Annotated in this window: 25 protein-coding genes and 2 pseudogenes; 13 read left to right on the top strand and 14 right to left on the bottom strand. The window is 42.0% G+C overall.

Annotated features, from left to right (window positions below; genetic code table 11):
- Positions 1-199: 199 nt before the first annotated feature.
- Positions 200-1,216, bottom strand: a complete 1,017-nt coding sequence (locus tag BLW60_RS11350; RefSeq protein WP_074717413.1) for a Fic family protein — start codon at positions 1,214-1,216, stop codon at positions 200-202.
- Positions 1,217-1,395: 179 nt separating this feature from the next.
- Here BLW60_RS11350 and BLW60_RS11345 point away from each other — a divergent pair, with 179 nt between their 5' ends.
- From BLW60_RS11345 to BLW60_RS17420, 3 genes and pseudogenes are all read left to right on the top strand, one after another.
- Positions 1,396-1,626: a hypothetical protein gene (locus BLW60_RS11345; protein WP_074717411.1), complete on the top strand. Its 231-nt coding sequence runs from the start codon at positions 1,396-1,398 to the stop codon at positions 1,624-1,626.
- Positions 1,619-1,849: a hypothetical protein gene (locus tag BLW60_RS11340; RefSeq protein WP_074717409.1), complete on the top strand. Its 231-nt coding sequence runs from the start codon at positions 1,619-1,621 to the stop codon at positions 1,847-1,849. Before BLW60_RS11345 ends, BLW60_RS11340 begins: the two co-directional genes overlap by 8 nt.
- Positions 1,850-1,966: 117 nt before the next feature.
- Positions 1,967-2,161 (top strand): annotated as a pseudogene (locus BLW60_RS17420) (IS256 family transposase); the annotation flags it as partial.
- 92 nt (positions 2,162-2,253) lie between these two features.
- Here BLW60_RS17420 and BLW60_RS11330 read toward each other — a convergent pair.
- A complete protein-coding gene (locus BLW60_RS11330) occupies positions 2,254-2,913 on the bottom strand; it encodes a flavodoxin (protein ID WP_074717407.1) in 660 nt (219 codons plus the stop codon).
- 181 nt (positions 2,914-3,094) lie between these two features.
- On the opposite strand from BLW60_RS11330, the gene BLW60_RS16855 reads away from it, so the two are divergent.
- Complete coding sequence (locus BLW60_RS16855) at positions 3,095-3,232, top strand: hypothetical protein (RefSeq protein WP_207645937.1); 138 nt, start codon at positions 3,095-3,097, stop codon at positions 3,230-3,232.
- A 135-nt stretch (positions 3,233-3,367) separates the two neighbouring features.
- Here BLW60_RS16855 and BLW60_RS11320 read toward each other — a convergent pair whose 3' ends face one another.
- Positions 3,368-3,979 carry a DUF1349 domain-containing protein gene (locus BLW60_RS11320; RefSeq protein WP_074717406.1) on the bottom strand — a complete coding sequence of 204 codons (612 nt, stop codon included), beginning with the start codon at positions 3,977-3,979 and terminating at the stop codon, positions 3,368-3,370.
- Complete coding sequence (locus tag BLW60_RS11315; protein ID WP_347496484.1) at positions 3,976-5,370, bottom strand: MATE family efflux transporter; 1,395 nt, start codon at positions 5,368-5,370, stop codon at positions 3,976-3,978. Before BLW60_RS11315 ends, BLW60_RS11320 begins: the two co-directional genes overlap by 4 nt.
- Positions 5,371-5,512: 142 nt before the next feature.
- Between BLW60_RS11315 and BLW60_RS11310 the strand changes: the two genes are divergently transcribed.
- Positions 5,513-6,397: an AraC family transcriptional regulator gene (locus BLW60_RS11310; protein WP_074717405.1), complete on the top strand. Its 885-nt coding sequence runs from the start codon at positions 5,513-5,515 to the stop codon at positions 6,395-6,397.
- A gap of 134 nt (positions 6,398-6,531) precedes the next feature.
- On the opposite strand, the gene BLW60_RS11305 is transcribed toward BLW60_RS11310, so the two are convergent.
- Both BLW60_RS11305 and BLW60_RS11300 read right to left on the bottom strand, forming a co-directional pair.
- Complete coding sequence (locus BLW60_RS11305; RefSeq protein ID WP_074717404.1) at positions 6,532-7,740, bottom strand: sensor histidine kinase; 1,209 nt, start codon at positions 7,738-7,740, stop codon at positions 6,532-6,534.
- Positions 7,740-8,276 (bottom strand): response regulator transcription factor, encoded by a 537-nt coding sequence (locus tag BLW60_RS11300; RefSeq protein WP_074717403.1) that lies wholly within the window; start codon positions 8,274-8,276, stop codon positions 7,740-7,742. The genes BLW60_RS11305 and BLW60_RS11300 overlap by 1 nt, the downstream gene beginning before the upstream one ends.
- Here BLW60_RS11300 and BLW60_RS11295 point away from each other — a divergent pair.
- Both BLW60_RS11295 and BLW60_RS17415 read left to right on the top strand, forming a co-directional pair.
- On the top strand, positions 8,275-8,943 hold the full coding sequence (locus BLW60_RS11295; RefSeq protein WP_074717402.1) for a hypothetical protein: 669 nt from the start codon (positions 8,275-8,277) through the stop codon (positions 8,941-8,943). The genes BLW60_RS11300 and BLW60_RS11295 overlap by 2 nt on opposite strands.
- Before the next feature lie 206 nt (positions 8,944-9,149).
- Positions 9,150-9,698: pseudogene (locus BLW60_RS17415) on the top strand (AlbA family DNA-binding domain-containing protein); the annotation flags it as partial.
- A gap of 30 nt (positions 9,699-9,728) precedes the next feature.
- On the opposite strand, the gene BLW60_RS17195 reads toward BLW60_RS17415, so the two are convergent.
- Positions 9,729-10,616 carry a DUF6329 domain-containing protein gene (locus BLW60_RS17195; RefSeq protein ID WP_242872873.1) on the bottom strand — a complete coding sequence of 296 codons (888 nt, stop codon included), beginning with the start codon at positions 10,614-10,616 and terminating at the stop codon, positions 9,729-9,731.
- A 13-nt stretch (positions 10,617-10,629) separates the two neighbouring features.
- Positions 10,630-11,706 carry a DUF6329 domain-containing protein gene (locus BLW60_RS11280; RefSeq protein ID WP_074717394.1) on the bottom strand — a complete coding sequence of 359 codons (1,077 nt, stop codon included), beginning with the start codon at positions 11,704-11,706 and terminating at the stop codon, positions 10,630-10,632.
- A gap of 670 nt (positions 11,707-12,376) precedes the next feature.
- On the opposite strand from BLW60_RS11280, the gene BLW60_RS11275 reads away from it, so the two are divergent.
- Both BLW60_RS11275 and BLW60_RS11270 read left to right on the top strand, forming a co-directional pair.
- Positions 12,377-12,634 carry a MerR family transcriptional regulator gene (locus BLW60_RS11275; protein WP_031561577.1) on the top strand — a complete coding sequence of 86 codons (258 nt, stop codon included), beginning with the start codon at positions 12,377-12,379 and terminating at the stop codon, positions 12,632-12,634.
- Positions 12,627-13,121, top strand: coding sequence for a hypothetical protein (locus BLW60_RS11270; protein ID WP_074717392.1), 495 nt, complete (start codon positions 12,627-12,629; stop codon positions 13,119-13,121). Before BLW60_RS11275 ends, BLW60_RS11270 begins: the two co-directional genes overlap by 8 nt.
- Before the next feature lie 37 nt (positions 13,122-13,158).
- Here the strand turns inward: BLW60_RS11270 and BLW60_RS11265 are convergent, their stop codons facing one another.
- The 3 genes from BLW60_RS11265 to BLW60_RS11255 form a co-directional block, all read right to left on the bottom strand.
- Complete coding sequence (locus BLW60_RS11265; RefSeq protein WP_031561576.1) at positions 13,159-13,878, bottom strand: DUF6036 family nucleotidyltransferase; 720 nt, start codon at positions 13,876-13,878, stop codon at positions 13,159-13,161.
- Positions 13,871-14,443, bottom strand: a complete 573-nt coding sequence (locus tag BLW60_RS11260) for a helix-turn-helix transcriptional regulator (RefSeq protein ID WP_031561575.1) — start codon at positions 14,441-14,443, stop codon at positions 13,871-13,873. The genes BLW60_RS11265 and BLW60_RS11260 overlap by 8 nt, the downstream gene beginning before the upstream one ends.
- Before the next feature lie 160 nt (positions 14,444-14,603).
- The gene (locus BLW60_RS11255; RefSeq protein ID WP_031561574.1) at positions 14,604-15,218 is read right to left on the bottom strand and encodes a DUF6088 family protein; all 615 of its coding nucleotides are present in this window, start codon (positions 15,216-15,218) and stop codon (positions 14,604-14,606) included.
- Between the two features lie 289 nt (positions 15,219-15,507).
- Between BLW60_RS11255 and BLW60_RS11250 the strand changes: the two genes are divergently transcribed.
- From BLW60_RS11250 to BLW60_RS17410, 3 genes are all read left to right on the top strand, one after another.
- On the top strand, positions 15,508-15,738 hold the full coding sequence (locus BLW60_RS11250; RefSeq protein ID WP_051629788.1) for a hypothetical protein: 231 nt from the start codon (positions 15,508-15,510) through the stop codon (positions 15,736-15,738).
- Positions 15,731-15,961: a hypothetical protein gene (locus BLW60_RS11245; RefSeq protein ID WP_074717391.1), complete on the top strand. Its 231-nt coding sequence runs from the start codon at positions 15,731-15,733 to the stop codon at positions 15,959-15,961. The genes BLW60_RS11250 and BLW60_RS11245 overlap by 8 nt, the downstream gene beginning before the upstream one ends.
- Positions 15,962-16,088: 127 nt before the next feature.
- On the top strand, positions 16,089-16,427 hold the full coding sequence (locus tag BLW60_RS17410; RefSeq protein WP_080706783.1) for a CD1107 family mobile element protein: 339 nt from the start codon (positions 16,089-16,091) through the stop codon (positions 16,425-16,427).
- A 132-nt stretch (positions 16,428-16,559) separates the two neighbouring features.
- Here the strand turns inward: BLW60_RS17410 and BLW60_RS11235 are convergent, their stop codons facing one another.
- Positions 16,560-17,432 carry a LysR family transcriptional regulator gene (locus BLW60_RS11235; RefSeq protein ID WP_074717389.1) on the bottom strand — a complete coding sequence of 291 codons (873 nt, stop codon included), beginning with the start codon at positions 17,430-17,432 and terminating at the stop codon, positions 16,560-16,562.
- A gap of 109 nt (positions 17,433-17,541) precedes the next feature.
- Between BLW60_RS11235 and BLW60_RS11230 the strand changes: the two genes are divergently transcribed.
- The gene (locus tag BLW60_RS11230; RefSeq protein WP_031561569.1) at positions 17,542-18,573 is read left to right on the top strand and encodes a YeiH family protein; all 1,032 of its coding nucleotides are present in this window, start codon (positions 17,542-17,544) and stop codon (positions 18,571-18,573) included.
- A 138-nt stretch (positions 18,574-18,711) separates the two neighbouring features.
- Here the strand turns inward: BLW60_RS11230 and BLW60_RS11225 are convergent, their stop codons facing one another.
- Both BLW60_RS11225 and BLW60_RS11220 read right to left on the bottom strand, forming a co-directional pair.
- A complete protein-coding gene (locus BLW60_RS11225) occupies positions 18,712-19,545 on the bottom strand; it encodes a hypothetical protein (RefSeq protein ID WP_031561568.1) in 834 nt (277 codons plus the stop codon).
- A partial coding sequence (locus tag BLW60_RS11220; RefSeq protein WP_242872872.1) for an RNA dependent RNA polymerase occupies positions 19,545-22,424 on the bottom strand: 2,880 nt, incomplete at its 5' end. The genes BLW60_RS11225 and BLW60_RS11220, both read right to left, overlap by 1 nt.

Here is a 22,424-nt window from a genome sequence, read left to right as displayed (position 1 = left end):
TACCTCTTTAGTCCGAAATCGGACACTGATATTATAACATAGGGCGGGGGCTATGTCAAGTACAACAAAAAACAGCCGACATTGCTGCCGACTGCGTTTCTTGCTGTTATGCTATAATCATAAATAAGAACGATAAGCGCAATGAACTGCTTTTAAAGTTCATATAGCATGACCGCTCATGATCCTGAGCGGTTTCATTTTATTTGACCTTTCGGTATTTTTGATTCTTACTGTTAGGCTTGTCGGGGATCGTTCTCTCGATTATTCCCTTTTCCAATGCAGGAGCAAGGTAATTTTTGCGGAAGGTAGGCCGATGAGAGAGTCCGAGTCCGGTCATAATATCAGTCGCCGACATCTCCCTGTCACCGAGGACTTTGGTTAACCTGCTGATGTTATCATCTTGGTCGGTATCTTGGTCGGTATCTTGGTCGCTAACTTGGTCGGTCGACCGACTAACATTTTCCATCTCCTTCAATGTTGAATAAATAATATCAAGCATAAGCTCTACAAAAACAGCGCTGTCTGCACTCTTGTCTGCCTTGCCCAAAGCGTTATAATATTCAGCTTGCTTTGATCGTATCAGTTCTTCGATTGGGAGCCAATAGAAAAGTTCCTTCCATTGTCCGAGCAGCAGGCTGTGCCACATTCTTCCCATACGTCCGTTACCGTCAGCGAATGGATGAATAAACTCAAATTCGTAATGAAAAACGGCACTTTTTATAAGAGGATGCACTTCAGAATTCTTATACCATTCAAAAAGATCAGCTATCAGTTTCGGAACAAGGTCAGTAGGCGGAGCCATATGAATAAGCTGCTCACCATCGAAGATACCAACGCCCTTTGAACGGAACCTGCCGTTTTCAGGAACAAGTCCCTTCATCATAAGTCTATGAGCCGATAACAGGTCTTCCACAGAATTGGGATCAAGTTTCAGCATAAGCTCATATGCTTCATAGGCGTTCTTGACTTCCTGTATTTCATTAGGGCTTCCAAGCACACGTTTACCGTCGATAATAGCTGTGACCTGATCAATTGTCAGCGTATTATGTTCAATTGCGAGAGAGGAATGGATAGTTCTTATTCGGTTTTCTCTTCTCAGGCGAGGATTGATCGTGCCTTGATGCTGGATCGTTATTTTACCTATCTGCTCACTTATATCAGCAATAAGAGCTACTATCCTGTCAGTTACTGTAAACGGCGGTCTGTAATCAGCCATATGAACCTCCCTGCAAATAAAGAATCTATGTGTATATTATACCATAGAATAGATAGATAATCAAGTTTACAGGTGAGAAAAGGCTTGCCGTTCCTTTAAATTTGTATTTTTTATTATAATAGAATTGATTTATGAAATTCGATATGGTATAATATGTGAAAATGACGGAGGTAAGCCTTATGGAAGAGTATAATGAACTGGATTCAACCTGCGGCGTAAGCGATGATGAACTGACAAGGCGATTCATTGAAGCAGTTCGCATTGATGATGAAATACGCCGTATAAAAGGACTCCCTGTTTCACGGTATGATTACGGCAAAAAAATGCCGTATATCGAGTATCCTGACGGCAGAAAAATATATGACACAGATCAAATAGCTGCAACTACAGAGGAGAAATCTAATGGCTAAAGTATTAAATATAAATGGAATGGTCATCAATGTAATAGAACCTCATGAACAAGACAAATATCTGACTCAGGATGATATAGATATGGACATAAGGGCAACTGCCGCTGTAAGAGCTGCACTTAAAAAGGCGAAAATCTGTAGGAAACCAATTGCACATTATGATATGCTTATTCACAGAGCTTATATTGAGAATGCTGACGGTACAATAAAATTTATCAAATAAAAGGTTATAATTTTTATCATAATAATTTATTGAGTCAATCCCGAGTCTATCCTAAAATTTGTGTAAACCTCTGAAGTAGTGTATAATAGAAGAGACACTACTTCGGAGGTTTTAATTATGATCAGAAAACGAAGAAACGAAACAGAAGAACAGCGTGCAAGAAGAGAGCTGATAAGCGATTTTCTTTCGGCGGCAAATATCCAAAGCATGGACGATATCCAGGTGCTGTTCAAGGAAGCACTTGCAGGATTTATGGAAGGCAGCCTTGAATCAGAACTTGACGACGAGCTTGGATACGATCCATATGACGTTAATGCTGATGAGTCCGTACAGAAACGGCACTGCATCGACCACTCGCTTGATAACGGAATTTGTCTTTGTCTGCATTGTCAGCCCTCCTTTGTTCAGTTATATTTGCTTATCCAAGTTTTTAGCTCGTCCTCGGAGATACCCCCGTCGAGCCTGTCACCGTCAAGCCAATTTCCACTGCCTGCCTGTGAAGCAAGATTGCTGCCGCTTCTGCCGATACCGCTACCGCCCGATGTGCAGAACGGAATGACCGTCAGACCGCTGAAATCGTGTGCTTCAACAAAGGTACTCATGATCCTCGGAGCGTCGCCCCACCATATCGGATAGCCGATATATACAGTAGAGTAACCGTCAAAGCTGATCGTATCATCAGCGATAGCAGGACGGGCATTCGGATCGTTCATTTCTATTGTGGTACGGCTGTTTTTATCGTTCCAATTAAGATCGGCATCGCTGTAAGGCTCGGCAGGGATTATCTCGTAAAGATCGGCATTCGTGACACTTGCGATACGCTCCGCAATTTTTTTCGTAGTCCCTGTTGCGGAAAAATAGACAACTATCGTATCCTTGCCCGATGATTTGGCTTCGTCTGCCGTTTCGGGTGCTGCCGCAGTATCGGCAGGAGTTGACTTATCCTCTCTGTTTTCGGTTTGCTTTGCCGTTTCTGTCTGCTGTGTTTCTGTTTTGGAAGTTGTTGCCGTTGAAGAAGTATTCCCATCATTTTCCGCACTTCCGCAGGCGGTCAATCCAAGCATACATGTATATCATCTGGAAGAAGTATCAGGTGTTCTCTCCGATAGCAGAACTGTTTCTGAAAAAGCTGAAAGAAGATTATAACTAACTGAATAGGCTTCTAAAAAGAAAAATAAGGGCTATGCCTTCCGTACATAATACGGAGGACATAGCCCTTTGGCTTATATTATTATAAAAGTCTACATGTTTTTCAGCGAATCCGCTGTGAATGCGTGGGAGATCGTCTATAAGATCGGCGGCGTGTATAAGCTGTACATCTATTGGGCGAAGAACGGTTACAAGGAAACGCTGCAGGAAGTAGCGGAGCTTGTGGGGATATGAACGCTGATACAATTTGATAGATAGGAAAAGCGATGCTTACTATTTGGTAGGCATCGCTTTTGCTTTAATGTTTAGATAGTAGTTAGATTATTGTTTCATCGAATTTGGTCTGCTTGTTATGGGGTTACTTAATGGCTATTTGTCATTCCAGTCAGCATCAGATCTCCATTGACACTCTGTAACGGTCATATCGGTAAATACAGCTTTGAATGAACCTGTAGTCGGACTTGCGGCATAAATACCGAACTTTATACTTTCCGCCCCTGCGAACATATGGAAGATACGCATCTGCTTAAAATCTTCGCCGTCCCTGCTGCATTCGATACAGAAGTCGCTCTCACGGCGGCTGAAACGATACCACATTTCCTTTATATCGGAAGAAATATCAGTAGTCGCCCAGTCGGAATAGCCGTTGTTCGTGACAACACTGCCAAGCCGCTGACAGTTTTCGTACTCGTATTCAATAGAAGCCTTGAACCAGTTGTCACTGTCGAGATACATCGCCACACCGCACTGATCGAAGCGGTCTTTGCTTGCGAACTGCGTCTTTACAATGAATGAGAAGTACTTCTCGTCGGTCTGTGCCTGCAATACAGGTGCATTATCGTTCGTGAAACCGTAATATGTCCTTTGCCAGAGATCGGTGCCGCTTTCGGTAATGATCTCGATCCTGTCATCCGATAATGTAACATTATTCGGCTTGCGTACCCATTCGGGGGACATTTCGGTAAACTTTCTGTTTGTCATAATAATTCTCCTTCACATATTATTTCGGACTGCTTTTCATTCTTGTTTACGGTCAGGTCTTTCACCCATTTGTATTTTCGCAGACGCAGCATGACCCAAGGTATTTTTCCAACTTCGTCAAGACAGGTGCAGGCGTAAACAACGAGAACGGGAAAATGAAATACGAATGCACAGAGCAGTGCCAGCGGGATAGCTATGCACCACATACACACGAACAGACTGTACATATCGAAAACAGTATCTCCGCCGCCGTCAAGTACACCGTTTATCGTGACGGTATTAACGCATCTGCCTATCATATATACCGACATTATAATCATCATTCCGGTGAGGTAGCTTCTCGCTTCATCGGTCAGCTTGACGGCGTTCACCACAACGGGCGTCACCGCCAGTACCAATGCTGTTGACAAAAAGCCGATCACAAAGGATATATTTTTCAGCTTTATCCCGTAAGCCTTTCCTGTGTCCAGCTTTCCTGCCCCAAGCTCGTTACCGACGATGATACCCGCCGCACTGCCGATACCGTTGCAGATACAGCAGATCAGGTCACGCACCACCGATGCCACTGAGTTTGCCGCTGCGGCATCCGTTCCGATATGTCCGATGATAGCCGTATATGAGGTAAAGCCTACGCCCCAGAAAAGTGAACCGCCCATAAGCGGCAGACATTGCTTCATAAAATCCTTAGTAAGCTGTTTGTTTGTGCTGAAAAGACTGCTCCATACAGGACGTATATGCTCTTTGCCCGATGTCAGATACACCGCAAGAATAAGCTCTGTGACACGGGCTAAAGTCGTTGCAAGTGCCGCCCCTCTTGCTTTCATGGCAGGGAAACCGAGCATACCGAATATCAGTACCAAATTAAAAATGATGTTGAGTACCACCGCACATGAACTGACAAAGGCACTTGCTTTCACTCTGTCGGTGACCTTCATCATCGTAAGGTAGCACTGAGATATGCCTGTTATCAGATAAGACCAGCCTGCTGTCCGCAGATACGCCGAGCCTATGCCAATTATTACTTCATCACCTGAAAATATCTGCATTAGCAGTGAGGGGATAAGCTCGCAGGCTGTGAAGAATATCAGTGAAACGATGCCGCTGACACGCAGCATCAGGCAGAATATTTCCTCCATAGTGCGTCTGGCGCCCTTGCCCCAATATTGTGCTCCGAGTATCGCCCCCGCACCTGTCACGGCGGAGATGAACATATTCTGCACGAACTGTATCTGCGTCGCAAGAGATACCGCAGTCATTTCGTTCTGCTCTACCCGTCCGAGCATAAGAGCGTCACAGGCGGCTACAAGAGCGAGCATCAGGCTTTGAAGTGCTATCGGCAAGGAAAGCATTATAAGTTTATGATAGAACGCTTTGTTTTCTGATCTTGACAATCAACCACCTCCGAAATATTGACTTTATCATTGCTCTGTGTTATACTGATTATATTATATACGATTTTTTCAGACTGATTCAATGCATAAAATCATATTTTTATTACACAATATCACAAATAATAGAGAGGACGGTGAATATATGCCTGACAGCAGCTATCCGAAAATATCAGCGGACGAAACTTTCCGTGAAACAGTCGCTCACGGAAGTAATGAGTATCCGTTCAGATACTATTATGAAGATATATGGGAGTTTGAGCTTCATACGATCGACTGGCACTGGCACAGCGAGGTGGAGTTTATCCTTGTGGAAAGAGGAACAGCTTACCTACTGGCAGGCTGCAAAAGGTATGTACTTCATGAAGGCGAAGGCGTTTTCATTAATTCCAGAGTGATACACCGTCTTGAATGCGAAGGCAGTACGGTCATTCCGAACATTGTATTCTCGCCATGTTTGCTTGCAGACGAGGGCAGCCTGATATACGAAAAATATATCGAACCTGTCATCAACTCGACAAATGGATGTATGGTTTTCACACGGAAAAACAGCGCCGAACAGAAGATCATTTTTATTATGAAAGAGATATTTGACCTGCAAAGCGAAAGTGATAATGAGATAAAAACTGTCAGTGCATTACTTGAATTATGGAGACTTATATATGAGATCTCCGCCCCGGCGAGACAAGTCTCGTCACAAAGCACTACATCTCTGACACGTTCGAGATTGCAGATGATCCTGCAGTATATCCATACCAATTATGCCCGTCAGATCACCCTTGATGAGCTTGCGGCTGTAATCTCCCTCAGCAAAAGCAGCGTTCTGGAGCTTTTTAAGCAGTATCTTCACACTTCTCCTGTCAACTATCTGATAGAATACAGACTCAAATGTGCGGCAAGGCTGCTTTCGGATACCGAAAAGAGCGTTTCAGCCATTGCTGCCGATACAGGATTTGAAAATATAGGGTATTTCTGCCGCAAATTCAAGAGTCTGTTTGGTATGACCCCATCGGAATACAGAAAAAACTGAACAAGAAATGCTCTGCAGGTTTGTAGGATATGATCTAAAGTTCTTTATAACAGTTTTTCTAAAAGCACCGCAACCTCAATAAATCATCATGAACCATATTCTATTGATACTTTGCTTCGGCAAGTGCCTTTTAACTATTTAATTGGAAGAACGATTTTGAAAACAGTACCGTTTTTTTCATTTACAGCTTCAATTCTTCTGTTGTGAAGCATTATTATTTCGTGTGCAATTGAAAGACCGATACCTGAGCCGCCCTTATGTCCTGTATAAAAACGATCAAAAATATGTGGCAGCATATCAGGTTGGATCGATTCACCATCGTTACGCACAGTCATTACTATATCTTTTTTATCGTTCACACATGAAACGATAACTTCCGTACAGCAATGATATACCGCATTTATGACTATATTGGATATTGCACGCATTATCTGTTCCTCATCGCATTTGACAAGCTGCGTCTCTTCACTGAATTTCGGAACGACTGCGCACTGTTTCTTTTCTGCAAGAGGTTCTGCAAAGCGTATACAATCATATATTATCTCATGTATGTCTATTTCCTTCATATGCAGCTCAAGCTGATTTGCGTCTATCCTTGAAATATAAAGCGATTCATCGACAAGCTTTGCCATACGCTCGCTTTCTCTTAATATTACTGATGCAGCTTTTTTCGGTTCGTCGACCTCCATCTGTATTCCTTCCGCATATCCCTGTATTGACATCAGCGGAGTTTTTAATTCGTGTGAAGAATTCTGAAAGAATTTTTTCTCAGCTTCTCTTGATGCATCTAATATGCTTCCGATTTTAGATCCGATAATGCTCATAAGAACAGATACACAGATATACAGCAGAAAAATAACCAGATCAAGAGTATGAGTGTGATCCAAAAACGGCTTAATATTGATATACATTATCACTATCATATCATTTTCGACTATATTCATATAAAAACCTGTCATTACATAGTATGAGCCCGTAGTTTTATATGTATAGCATTGTCCGCCTGATATTTCAACATCTTCACAGAAATCACTTATCTCAGACCGTTCCTTGTTCAGTTTGCTGCGATACTGTTTAAGGCTGTTATAAATATCTTTTTCGTCAATATAAAGCTTGCCGTTCTCATCAAGGAACATATATGATATACTGCCTGAAAGATAAGTCGGAGAATAACTATGCTCGGTATCATTTGCAAAGAGTTCATACTCTCTCATAAGAGCTTTTTCAGCGTCACGCTTGTAGGCTTGCGGTATCAGTAAATTGAAAGCCACAGTTATTACAAGAAAAAGCAGTGTGTTTGAAAGCAATATCAGAAGCAGCAGCTTATATTTTATCCTTTTCATTATTCTGCTCCTTCAAGTTTTAGCTGATATCCATAGCCCCAGACTGTCCCGATAGTTACACTGCTTTCAGCAATGGACAGTTTCTTTCGTACACGGCGGAGCATTTCATCTACGACTCTCGACTCGACTGCGTTGGTATACCCCCATATATTTTCAAGAAGCTCGTCACGAGAAAAAGCTTTATCGGGGATAGTCATCATATACACCAGCACCTGCTGTTCAAGTCTTGTAAGACTCATCTGCCGTTTTCTGCAATACATGATGTTCTTTTCCGAATCGAAGGAAAGATCTCCAAACGAAAGATTTCCGCCGTTTGCTTCACTCGTTCTGTCCATATTCATTCTTCTGAGCAGTGCTTTTATCTTCATAAGAAGTATCGTTGGTCTGAATGGCTTTGTAAGATAATCGTCGCTGCCGGTAGTGATACCCTGAACGTAATCAAGCTCACTATCCTTTGCAGTAAGCATGATTATCGGTACATTGGTACGCTGCCGAAGCTCTGCGCAGCATTCCAGACCGTCCTTTTTCGGCATCATGATATACTATGATGATATAGATGAAGAATTAAAAGAAATTCTTTGCAATTTAGGTGGTAATGTGGAAGAAGAATTAATTAATAAAAATCTTGTGCGTTACCCAGTATTTGAATCAAGGAATAACAATTACATTGCTGAAAAAATCAGTAGTAAGATTAGGGAAGAACTAACAAAAGAAAACAGTAATTCAAATTTCAGACGAAGTAATGAAACTCAGCAAACTTTTACAAAACTAATTATTTGGTTTATGAGGCATCAAGAAGAAGCAAAGCAATTATTCCCTGATATATACGAAAAACAGCATTTATTATGTAAACCAGAAGATACGATAAAGAAATTGGAGATTGCCAACCAAGTTGAAACCGCTATGAAAAATAACAATCTAAGCATGGATCAATTAGACTCCGTTATTTCAAGCATAGGAGAATTAGCCCAACTGCTTAATGAAGATAAGGACCTTCCAGAAAAAGCTAAGAAATTACTCAAACACATAACTTCTCATAGTCCATATTTAGCACAAAGAGTTCAAGAGATGATTGAAAGAAGTATCGGAAATGTTTACAACGTATTAAAGAAGAATCCTATATACAGTGTAAGTGAAACATTAGAAAAATGGAAGGACGAACGAGCCTCCAAAACAGTCTTTTTTGCAAAAAAAAGCAAATAAAGACATACGAATTGTAATTCGACCAAGAGATTACAATAAAGTAATTTTCTTTGAAGACGCTGAATTTGATGCAGTAGATGATTACGAATATGAATTATGGACAGACGACGGAAATAGCGTTAAACAAATTACCTTAAAAGACTTATTAAAAACTACAGGAATAACATGTTTTCCGTTAAAAAATTTATACAAGTGAGGGATAATAAATGTATGAAACCATCATGAAATACTTAAAAGACTACAGTGAAATAAAAAATACTGTTTTTATTTATCCTGCTAAAGAGTTAGATTATCTTGGACGTTTGATATGTTCTTTTATGAATTCAAATGGCGGAGTAATTGTATTTGGAGTAGAAGATACTGGTGTTTCAATCAAAATAAAAGGTTCCCATTACGATATAACTGGCGTTTATGAAAAGCTAAAAAATTTGTTTCCAGATTATTGTGATTTTATTAAATATGCGAATTGTAGTATAGATGGAGAAAAGATTGATTATATTACAGTATCACCATCAAAAACTAAAGTCACTTTAAATAACAAAGCATATTACTATGACAATGATTCACATTTGGCTATTGAAAAAAAGGACATTAATATATTCTTATCGTATTGCTGGAATGATAGTAACATAGCAGATATAATAGACAGAGACATTCCAATAAGAAACAAGCATATTAATATCGTTCGTGATACCAGAGAATTAGAGTATAAAGATAGCATTGAAACGTATATGCAAACAATTAAGGAGCAGGATTATGTTTTATCCTTAATTAGTGATTCATATTTAAAATCTAAGAATTGTATGTATGAAATATGTGAACTTAAGACCACGCTTATGTTCTGCAGGAAGATCATTTTCACGGATGAAGGTGTTGATATCATCCGCATATCCAGCCATATCTGCATTATCAAGAATACAGTTATCCTTCGGATGATCCTTGATATGCTGATATATTTCTATTGGACAGCAAAGGTGTATTTCGTTCAAGTGAGAATCGAGAAACTGTTCATAAATGTATTTGGCCTGTGGTATATACTGAGCGTATCGTGTGTAGGTGCTACCCTCAGATTCTATAAGTATCCAATCACCAAAATCGATATCATAGAGGAGAATGCAGTGATACATATTTTCCTCGTCATCATAGTACATGAAATCCTTGTTTCTTTCTAGAAACGCCAAACTCATAAAAGGGAACCGTGAGATATGCTCGAAGTTTTTATGAGTTACGGCAATTGCCTTTTCGATTACACATTTTTTAACATTAAAAGTGGCAGGTTTCTCCTCAAGATGTGTGTTCAACACCAGCTTATCAGAAAACTCCATAAAGTGATCTGCAAACAATTTTTTGATGCCGTTTATACATCTGGCATCACTACATAAGATGGTTTTAAAAATTAAATCATGATCTGCAATGTTATCCAGAATTCCACAAAGATTATTGAGTTCAAATAGATTATCATTATTACATAATCTATCTATAATGAGATCATCAAGTGGGTTATTGGTATAGAGACCGACAAGATACTGTTCTTTGGCACTGCTTCTGAGCTTTAGTTTTTCAGCAGGCAGGTCTATTCCTGCCTTTTTCAGATCTGCTCTCAGCTCATCATTACATTTAGGTAATATTGTTGATAGTTCTTTTCCCTTATATCGGATATTAACGTTTATCATTAAGTAGCTCACCTCACATTCTCATGCCGATATCCTCTGACGGTGACTCAGGAGCCGCCTTTACTTCTTCCTCAGTCATAAGTTCCCATGCACCGCAGGTGTCATAGAAGCTGACGTAGATATCTCCCTCGGAAGTGTGGATCTCATGCTGCTCAAAAGACTCGGCCCACCCATCACTTGCTTGTCCACGGAGCTCTTGAAGCAATTCGTCATACTCGTAACTGTCAAGCTCACCGCAGATCTGGCAGGTAAACACTCCCATGAGCCTGTCGCCGACATTCTCAACGGAGGGGAATATGGAGTAGACCTTATCTGCGAAACGCTTTCTGTCGCCGAGATATGCCATTATTCCACGGTTTTCTTCCTCGTCTGACTGATATGCCTCAATAGCTCCGCTGATCTCACTTTCGTACTCAAGTACCTCGAAATCCGAGAGTTCCTCGGTGTCCTCAAAGAATTCGTCTTCATCCTCATCAAATGAAGGTCTGATTTCTCGCTGAACCTTAAGGGGACAGTAGAACTTCAGCTCGGTGAGCTTCTCAGCCTCAACATGGATATCCGGCTGAAAGTCTACGCCGATATCCGTATTCTTAGCCATTTTGATATCATACCTCTGAGCGAGCTGCTGTACGATAGCATTTTTGACAAGACTCTCGACCTCGTCCATGTCGATCATATCAGCCGATGTGAAGTCTGTCTTGTCTGTGTGAGCAAGTTCAGCGATCTTTTCAACAGTATCCTTGATCATGTCGTGAAGTTTCAGTTCGGGTTCGGAAGTCTGGTACCTTTCGTAGATCGACTTAGCATCAGGTACGAACATGGAAAGGCGAGGATAATCAAATCCTTCCGCTTCGATGAGCAGTCCGTCTTCGCCGTACTCATCAAGCAGCATTATGCAGTGGTAGGCATTATTGTCCTCGTACATAAGGTCCCTGGCGGCAGTTATCGCTTCATGCTCCTGATATGGGTTTGCTTTCAGCCTTTCAAAGTCGGAGTGAGGAAGAAATACCCATTTCTCGACCTCACAACGTTTGGTGTTGTGATCGGAAGCCTTGTGTATCAGCTTACCGTTCATGTAGAATTTGTTCATCTGTTTTCCTCCTGTCATAATTATTCCATAGACTGCAGGCGTGATCTGCTTTCTATGTATCTGCCTCACAGGAGGCTCAAAAATCGCTCACAGCGGCTTCAATCGCTCTCGGTGGCGCAGTTTCCCGACCAACCACCAATGCCGTCAGAAACGGCTCATAAATCGCTGAGAGGTTTACTATCAATTGGCGTTCGGGGAAACAAAAAAGGACTCGATCCCAGTGTTTTCACATTTCGTGAAAACCACTAAAACCGAGTCCGAAACTTTGTATACTATTTTTTACTGATAAAATCGAGATTTACCTGTATTTCGACCTTGAGTGGGCTGGAAACAAGCTCGTGTGAGGGGTCAACTCCCACCAAAGTGGTAAAATAGCCCAATGTCAACATTCGTTTTTTATAGTTTCTTTCGACTTTTTAGCCGTGTCAATATTTTTATTCGGCTAAGATGGCGCAGTGGGTGGGATTCGAACCCACGTCCCTCAAGGGGCATCATGATTTCGAGCAAATTATAAAACTTCCCATTTGGTCACTTATCGTCTTAAAAAAACGCCGTTTTTCCCTGATTTTGAGCACTTTTCTGCGAGAATTCGGAAATTTGCGAGAAAAGTGCGAGAAAACTGCGAGAAATTTCAGGCGGCTAAAGCGAAAAATGAAAGGAAAAAGTGACAATGAACAAGGAAGAAAAACGTAGAGAATTAGAGCGTATGCTCAGAAGATGTCCCGAGATATTATCACCGATAAAAGCCGCCAGGTGGTCTCCGCTTGGAAAGAACAGAGTCTACGAACTCATACACAGCGGCGAACTTCGCTCCTTCGTGTATCAGGGCGGATACATACTTAGCAAGGATGACCTCATCGACTATCTGCTCAAGCACTGCGATGATGAACCTGCACGTTCGATAAAGCGAGGCGGCAAGGATGAATGATTACAGCTACCTGTACGATGAGTTCCCCGAAGTGATATCGGGAGAACAGCTTCGTAAGATACTCCATATCAGCAAGCGGAAGTGTGCATGGCTCCTCCAAAGCGGAGCTATTCCTTGCACTAATAACTGCAATAAAACTCGCCGATACGCTGTGAAGCTCGATGACGTTATCGAATATATAATACGGACTGAGAACGCAGCAGAAAGGGTTCAGCCGCAGCGACCGCCGGAGTGTTTCCGTGAACAGCTGAACGATGTGTGGTTCGATGTACCTGATGTGCTGACTATCACGGAGGTGTCAACCATAACAGGCTACACTCCCAATGCCGTGGACCGATGGATAGTGAAAGGCAGTCTCCGTTCAGTAATAGTACAGACAGGACTCATAACCTGCCGCGAATGGCTCATCGACTTCTACTGCGGTGACGGATATAACATCGTGAAAAAGGTTGATATGCACTTGGAATTGCTTAGAAAGCTCATATGACATTACCGCTCAGGAGCAATCCTGAGCGAAGCCTTTCTTAGTTCTGAGTGGTTTCCTTTTTCTTCTTTATTGCAGCAAGAATATCATTAACATTATCGGTATTTGCAGCATCCGGATAGTCTTCTTGGAACTGTAAAAGAATATCCTTATTATCAGCTTCCATTCGCCTTACACTTTTATACATTTCCTCATAACTCTTATCAGAAATTGCTTTCTCAATAAAAATTCTGGAGTGTTCAGGAAGTTTATCATAAGAATCATATAGATTACTTACTGCTTCTCTTATCATATCTATGGTAATTGGATTGTTAGCTTTTTCATGTTCCCATAAGATGCCGATAATATCGGATAAATCGTATTTGTATTGACGACCTGCCATAAGTTTCATTGCTATGAGGTATTCGCCTGTTACTGTACGGAAAGTAACAATATTGGAAAAAGTGCGGTAAAACTTGGAATACCGAACAATTTTCGGAGTATATGACGTTGTTTTCATGAAATCCGTATTCAGCCAACCGTTTGGTAAGTTGAATTTATCACCAACATGATTGATAGCGTCTTTCATAGAAGAAGCAGCATTTATAACTGCGTCCATATCATATGTCATTTCGCGGAATCCGTAATTAATTACTACAGAAGCTCCGCCAATAAGAATAATATCGGCAGGCATATTTTTACCATTAATTTTTCTGAATTCCTTTGCAAGTTCCTTCAGATACTGATCAAGGTTTTCTTTTGTAAATGGCTGCTCAAACAACGTTTCTCACTTCGCTTTCGATAATATTAAATCTTCTGAATTCAGGAATAGCCTCTTTTTCTGCTATTCGCAAAGGTTCATCTGATTTTAAAACCTCGCTGTTAAGCAACACGCCTACTGGATATATGGGCTTTTCCAGTTTCCTCATGCGAAGATCGTTATACTTGGAACAAAGCGGTATTTCGTTAATCCTTGATAAATAATCGAGCATAGCAAGTAAATAAAGAGCTTCGGGATACCAATGCTTGTTATAGAGCTTGCGGACTTCATCGGATTCCAGCACAACTACAATAAAGTCCAGATCACCCATATCCTTTACATGATGACAGGTATTGCTTTTAAATATTTCAAAGGAACTGCGAATATCATCTTTGGCTGAGTCTAATATAGACTCTATTGATATTCCGAGAACTTTTGCTATTTTATAGAGTGTTCCTGCCGAGCATTTTTCAAGGTCGGCTTTTCCGCTGCAAATATCATTGATAGTTGCCTGTGGCACTCCGCTGTCCTTACTTAGACGATACTTGGTCATATTGATTTTTTCGAGCTTTTCATTTATCAACATGAAAATCCCTCCTCTCTTACATATATTATAACGGTTTACCGAAGTAATTGCAACAGAAAAATGTGTTCAAATGATGAAATTTTTTCATACACTTCCTTTGATGTCAACCTTTCTCTTTGAGTGTTTATCGAGACATAACAGCACACTGTGAATTCTTTCATTATGCAACATAATAGATCACTCCGCTTTCTATGAGATTTCGCAAAGCCTTGTCAGGAAAAAACGGCGCATATTTTGTAACAAGTTCCTGAGAAATATTACATTTTCTGATCCAGTTTTTGATGACAGCTTTTCTTTCATCGTCAAAATAGCCCGATGAGGTGCTGTTCATCATTTCAAGGAACTGCAAAACGAATATATTGTCATTATCTATTGTAACTCTTGCCTTTCGTAAAATAACTTCCTGATTTCCAATTTTAACTCTGCGGAGCTTAGAGTTTTCATTATTCGTTTGAATTTCGGGGATATTCGACATCTGCGTAGAAAGACCTGCCTGTTGCAATGCAGTGATTCCGGTGTAAAACCCGATTCGCTTTCCTTTTTCGGATAAATACTTTCGCTCAATGATCCTGTTTGGATTCAGAATACTGTTTCCAAACGGTGTTTTGATAGGGATATAGTAGATACCTCTTTCGTAACGAATGATCTGGCCGCTGTCACAGAGCTTGGCAAGCTCTTTTTTGAGCCAGATATCAGAGTAATCCTTATAACGAATATCCGAAAGGAATATCGGTTCATTCTTACCAAACGTTTCAAGAAGATAATCATACAGCATATTTAGCACCTCCCATGTTGTACTGAATTTATTATACCATATTTGACTCTACAAGTCAATAGAAATATATTTTTGAAATTTAATCTAAGTGTTTCTTAGTATTGGCGGAAAAGCTCAAAGTTTGGAACGCAAATCGATCATAGTGATGGTACTGTTATTAAACGGCTGTCCGTGATCAGACATATTGATCTCTCTGTAAATAAAAAACATGCTATTATTTTATTGTAATAGAATTGATTTATGAAGCCTGATGTGATATAATATGTGAAAAACACGGAGGTAAGCCTTTATGGAAGAATTAAATGAACTGGATTCAACCTGTGGAGTAAGCGATGATGAGCTCACAAGACGCTTTATTGAAGCAGTCAGAATAGAGAACGAGATACGTAGTATTAAGGGACTCCCTATCTCCGGATATGATCATGATAAGAAAATGCCATATATTGAGTATCCTGATGGAAAAAGAATATACACCGGAGAACAGGTAGTTGCAGATACAGAGGAGGTCTTCAATGGCTAAAGTAGTAGAATTAAACGGAATGACAATCAAAGTAATAGATTCTCAAGAAAAAGATGCTTTCCTGACTCAGGATGATAAAGATATGGATATAAGAGCCATAGAAGCTGTCAGAGCAGCACTGAATAAGGCTAAAATTTGCGGAAAGCCAATTGCACGTTATGATACTGTCACTCATAGAGCGTACATTGAAAATGCGGACGGGACGATAAGAATGGTTAAATAATACATCATTTTTCTGAGGTATAGTCAATTAATCCCCCAATATTCACAATTCATTTTCGACTTCTATGGTTATTATTTTCCTGTCTTGTTTCACAGCATAGTGTGTTCTCAATCATTTCTGTTGTACACTGGAATACTCTACTTTTAGCGAGCGACTTCATGCTCAGAAAAACAACAGTGCAATCCTCAGCGGCGCAGACATCGACAAGCATTACCTTAACTCAGAGGGAGAAAAGAACGATAAGACCGAGAAAAACGAAGGCGAAGGCGGCGGAAATAACACTCTCCTTATTCTCGTAGGTGTTCTTGCTCTTGCTGGCGGCGGTGCTTTCTACTACTTTAAGGTTTACAAGGCAAAGCCGAAAGCTCCGAAGCAGTCCCTTTATGATGAGGACGAGGAGGAATATGAGGAAGAAACCGTAAATGAAGATACCGTTGACGAGGAAGCCGACGAAGATGAGGAGTAATCCTCACAAGCCTGATTACTCAGGCTTGGTACATAACAGTTTGGACAAGCGATATTATCATATATTCTCCGTCAAAGGTAAATGCTCTGACTTTAAGGAAAGCAAGAATTAACACTAAATTTCTTCTGTTTTTCATTGCCTGGCATTCCTTTCTCTGTAATTCTCAAATAAGTTTACCGCATATTCCGAAAATGGAGTGTCAAGATAAACATAGTTGAATTCACGGGAAACATTCCACCCTTTGATGCAAAATTCAGCAAGTGCATCATTATTCTCACCTACTGCACGGTAGGCAAATGTGATACAGTTGTTGTTCTCCAACAGCTTTGTAATAAGTCCGAAATTGCTGATGGTTGTAATTCTGTCAAACTCCGCAAAAGAGTGATTATATTCTGTAAGAAGCTGTCCGAGAATATCTCTTGTGCCGCTGCCCTCTTCACGAAGAATAAGATTTTCTATCCATATCTTATCAATCGGAACAGTTTTGTTTGCAAAGGGATGATTTTTTCCGCAGAGCCCCACAAACGGTTCTTTTCTGTAAAGCCTTGAAGCGTATCTACTTTTATCGAAATAACCTTCTATAAGTGCAAAATCAAGCTTTCCTGCGGATAATTCCGATAACAACGTTTCGGTGTTTTCCACGTTGACGGAAATACTGTTTTTCGGCACTGAAAGAAATGCGGAAATATGCTTGTCGATAACATACTCGCCGATAGTTTTTGTTGCACCGATTGAAAGGCTTACGCCATCACTGTGTTTAAGCTCGGCTTTCAGCTTTTTCTCTTGATACAGGACATTTTCGGCATACTTTTGCAGAAGTTCAGCCTCTTTGGTCATAGTCAATGTTCTGCGGTCGTAACTGAACAGCTTACAGCCGTACTGCTCCTCAAGAAAGTGGATATGCTGTGTAACGGCAGGCTGTGTCATATTTAAAAGCTCCGCTGTTTTACGGTAGTTCATCACTCTGCACAGCGTTAAAAATGTTTCAATCCTTGTATCAATCATAGTTTCCTCCTTGATAAGTTTATCTTATCAACATATAATAAATGATAATTTGATTTTATCACATTTCTGTGGTAAAATCAATACATCAGGAAAAAACAAGGAGGACATTATGGAAAAGATAAAAAGCGTGGTAAAATTAGTGCCGGGATTTGCTCTTGCACTTGCAATAGCAGCGGTTGCAAAGCTGATTGAAAGCTTGCTGCCTATTCATTTAATCGGTGCGTCGGTTATAGCACTTTTCATCGGTATGATAATCAATCACTTCTGGAAACCAAACAAAATCTTTTCGGGCGGTCTGAAATTCACCTCGAAGAAGATACTGAAATTTGCAATTATTCTGCTTGGTGCAAGCCTTAACATCAGCATTGTTCTTGAGGTTGGAAAAATGTCACTGTGCGTGATGGTGTTCACGCTACTGACCTGCTTCGGTATCGGACATTTTGTCGGCAAGGCTCTGAAAATCAACTGGAAATTATCTAACCTCATTTCGGCAGGAACAGGTATCTGCGGCGGTTCGGCTATTGCGGCGATTGCACCTGTTATTGATGCTGACGACAGCGATATTGCCTATTCAATGTCCGCTACATTTCTTTTTGATATGGCAATGATTGTACTGTTTCCTATTATGGGTCAGGCAATGGGACTTTCCGATATGGCTTACGGTTTATGGGCAGGCACAGCAGTAAACGATACATCAAGCGTTGTTGCGGCAGGATATGCCTTTTCTGAAGCGGCAGGCGATTTTGCCACAATGGTAAAGCTCACCCGTACACTTTCAATTATCCCCACAGTTATCACCTTTGCTCTTATCAACGCACATCTTAAACGCAAGGAAGCCGGAGCAAACGGCGAGGCAGTCAAGGCAAAATTCAGCATTACAAAAATTATCCCTTGGTTTATTCTCGGATTTTTAGCACTTACTGTTATAAACAGCTTCGGTGTAATACCTGTGGCAGTTTCTTCGGGAATGAAGGACGTAAGCAAGTTTCTTATGATTTCAGCACTTGCGGCAATCGGGCTTAACACAAGCTTCAAGGATATGAAGAAATCAGGCTTTGCACCAATGCTTCACGGATTTATCATCTCAGCACTCGTAGTTGTGGTTGCTATTGCTGTTGAGTATTTTATTGGAATTGTTTAAATATGCATACTTTACATAGAGCTTCTCAGACGAGAGACTTTTTTGATATATTGATACTTATTGATTTCTCAATGGAATTATGCTAACAAAATAAAAATGCAGCATATTATATGCTACATTTTTGAGTTTTAATATTGGTTACAAAGTGATATTCACCCTACACACCCCAAAGCTCTGTTTGTCACGGTCAAGCAAGGTGTCAGGGAACATATTGAGCCACTTGCGGCTGAAAGAAGTATTCCCAAAGTAAGCATCGAAGTTGGAAACAGGAAGAATAACATAGTCAGAATCATCGGGCTTGTTGGCAATGCAGTAAGCGAGAACCATTTCCGCAACCCCGTATGGCAGCCCGTCAGGCAGAAGCGCCTGTATACGCTCTTTTTCATCATCAGAGAAGGAAAAAGTCTTATCTGCCAGCGGTCCAAGCTCCAGAGCATCCGCAAGCACATCATCAAACCGCAGCACCCACGCACCTTTGGTCTCGGGCGAATAGAGCGACACCTGATACTGCTTCACCTTATCTCTCCAGGCAGCGTCAAATTTAGTTTTCAACGGCTCAGCGTTGGAAATAGTAGTCTTGCTCATGTTTTCACTGTTCTTTGTGATGAACCTTTCAACCTTGTGAACGTGCCTGTAAAACCAGCCTTTTCCTGTTTTATCCACCAATTCGGGAAACTCCTCATGCAAATCGCAAAAATCAGTCCTGAACTGCCACTCCTCCTTCGGAGCGGCAGTTTTTTTGTCTGGAATACTGCACCACGCACAGAGAGCTCGCCGTGCATAAACCACATCGGGAGCACCTTTTCTGAACATATATCCCCGAGCAATTATAGTCAGCACACGGCTCAAACCTGTGAACTCCTTCATCATCTCAAAGCTGAAACGGCCGAGAAAGGAAAGGTCACGCTTGCCGCTGCACTTGTAAACGGGCTTGACCGTGTAAGCCTTGAATTCTTCAATTTCGTTCAGCATTACTTCTCCCTCCTGACGTGCTTTTCGATCCTGTCCAACAGCAGATCGAAGAGCACTTTTCTTTTGCCCAGAGCCACTATGTACCTGACCGCTTCATCAGGCTTTGTTATGGCTTCTATGAGCTTTCGGCACTCAGCAGCAACAGCGTCACGGTAGTACGCATTCACGGATCTATTGAGGTAAGCCTCCATAAGCCGCATGAACTCAGGCGAATCACCGTCACGGATAAGCCGTTTCCTGTCCGTGAGGTTGTTTTCATCGTCAATGTCAGCTATGAGGTCAATGAGAACACGGTAACCGCCGAAACGGAAGTCGCTGAAAAGCGGATAGTACCGTTCAAGCTCAGGTATCAAATCTGCAAGAAAATCTTCACGCTGTTCTTTCGGAGTAAGGTGCCAGTTCTTAGCCTGCAGCTCCTGCCTGATAGCAGTTATCCTCTCTGGAGGTGTGCCCTGAAACAGTGGATACAGCATATCTGCGTCGTATTCACGGTCCTGACCACGGCTGTACAGAATTCGCTGAATGTCGTTCCTGCGCTGCCTGTCCTTGACTGGCTGACCGCAGGCTCTTATGCGCGAAAGGCAGCGTTCATAGTCCGTCACAAGAGATTTAATCCGCTCCATTTTATCACTGCTGAGCTTGTCCTTCCAGTTTTCATCAGTTGCAAATGTGAAAAGTTCGCTGTCATCGGCAGGCTTGTCAACGACAGTCTTCGTGTTCTTTTCAAGCATATATGCAAGGTACGGCAGGCGTTCAACATTGGAGTCCACCTTGTCCCAGTCCGTGTCTGCGAAAAACTTCTCAAACTGTTCCTCAAAGGTTGGTTCGTACCATGCACGGCGTCCCTCGCTCTTTTCAAGCAGGCTCTTGTATTTCAGGAACTTGCTCTTGGAGACAGTTTTAGTGCCGAGATATTCCGTCAGATCAGGCTTCACACCGCTCTTTGCCGAATCAATTTCAAGTCCGGTGAGGATAGCAAGAGTCTCAGTTTCCTCACGGCATTTGTCTCGAAGCTCGTCGTCGGAGTTCTCGTTGTATGCGATGATACTTCTGTTCAGCGCCGCATTTGAGATCTGTCCAACTCGTGAAGAAAACGTGCTCCTGACCGTTTCAAAACGCGCCTGCCAGTCGGTGGCATCACGGATAACTGGTTCAGCACTTGGTATCTTCAACAGCGGAGTATCCGCCTTGGAATTGCGCTTGACACATCGGTTGACGATTGGATCGGAGATAGTTTTTATCATATCGCCGTCGAAGTCAGCACCGCCGAGACGCTCTGCCGTCAGCGAATCCCAGTTCACCATAACAACATCGGTGAGGTGGCTGAGATAATACTTCCTCATATTCTCAACATCGGGATAGACCTGTAACTGCACCTCTTCGTTTCGGGAAATATGCGGATTTCGCAGAAGCGTACACTCATTGCTGTGAGCATACGCCATTGACGGAGCATAGAAAGCATTCTTCTCAAAATCACTCTGCACCGCACCGTTGTAGAAGTTGCGCTGACTTGTGTTTCGCTTTGCCTTTTTGGGGATAAAATCTTTAAGGAAACCGAGAAGGTCTGCGGAAAGATAGCGATTGTCACCTGCAACGATAAGACGTCCGAGAGCATATTGTTTCAGAACAGCCTGCGCTCGCGACTTCAATCTGTCAGCGTAAACTGATTCGGCTATGAACTTCGGATTTTTCTCAAGTATATTTTTGAGATAGTAGTCCTTGCTGCCACGACTGTACTTCCTGCCTGTGAAGAAGCTCAGGCGGTACTCCCTGTCGGTGCAAAGTCTGTAATATTCACGTTCAGTTTCTTTGGTGAGCCAATGCCGATTGTCGTTCTCAGGGAAAGACAGCGGCAGGTCGAGAGGTCGGAACTCGTCCGCTGTCATTGAAAGTGTATTGAGGAACTGATAGTTCAACTCCGTGAATTTCTGCGGACTGTCTTTGCTTACACCAGAGATGTACAGAGCGTGCCTGTATCTGCGGAATGCGTCCCAATAGTCCTCCCAGCTCATATTGTTATCGCAGAGCCAACTGTAGCCCTTGAACATACTCTTGGTTAGGATAATATCAACGTCAGCAACCTTGTGCTCAACTCCCCAGATGTCGGTGAGCGTTACAACTCCTGCGCTCTTGAAAAAGTCGTGAATATCTATCTGATGCAGCATTCCCTTGATGTACGGCAGTCGTATCTGAAACGAGGTATGCTCGCCGTTCAGCTTTTTATTGATGACCTTGGCGAACTCCTTGGAGATAATGCCCTCTCCGTCATAACCGAGAATATCCACACTCTCCCTGTGCTCAACACGATGATACTTCCGAACGGCATTGTCGCTGCCATCGTCTTCAACAGTGATAACATCTGTGTCGTGAACAGTGTGTTTTTGATTATCCACAACGATAACTCTGTGCGGCTTGTCGATGTTTATTCCATCAACACGAATGCCGCCTGAGAGCATAAGTCCGTTGTATGCGTACAGCTTGCTGAGCTGACACTTGGTTATCTCCATGCCGAGGCGAATGCGCTCTGTGACCTTCCAGAAAAGGTCCTCACGGATAAATGACAGCACAGCATTTCTGCTCATGCTTGCGGAGCGCTCAAACGCAACGTACTTGTGCATACCGTTGCCGAAGTCTATCTCCACACCTCTGTTCGTGAAAAGTGCCGCAGCCTTCTCTTGGAGCTGTGCATAGTAAGGGTGCGATGCGTCTCGGTCAAACACCTGTGAGAAGTCTGCGTAGAAAATAACATCGGAAAGGTCCGTCACAAGTTCAGCGCCGTCATATTTGAAATCGTCACCGTGCAGCACGCACATTATCTGATAGAAAAGTGCGTTGTCGTCCTGCTCGTGTGCGGAGTGTTTTAGACAGCTCCGCAGTGC

The sequence above is a fragment of the Ruminococcus flavefaciens genome, from assembly GCF_900108555.1.
GTDB classification, from domain to species: Bacteria; Bacillota; Clostridia; order Oscillospirales; family Ruminococcaceae; genus Ruminococcus; species Ruminococcus flavefaciens_P.
Note: the sequence above shows the minus strand (reverse complement) of the source record. Positions and strands in the feature narration are given on the sequence as shown.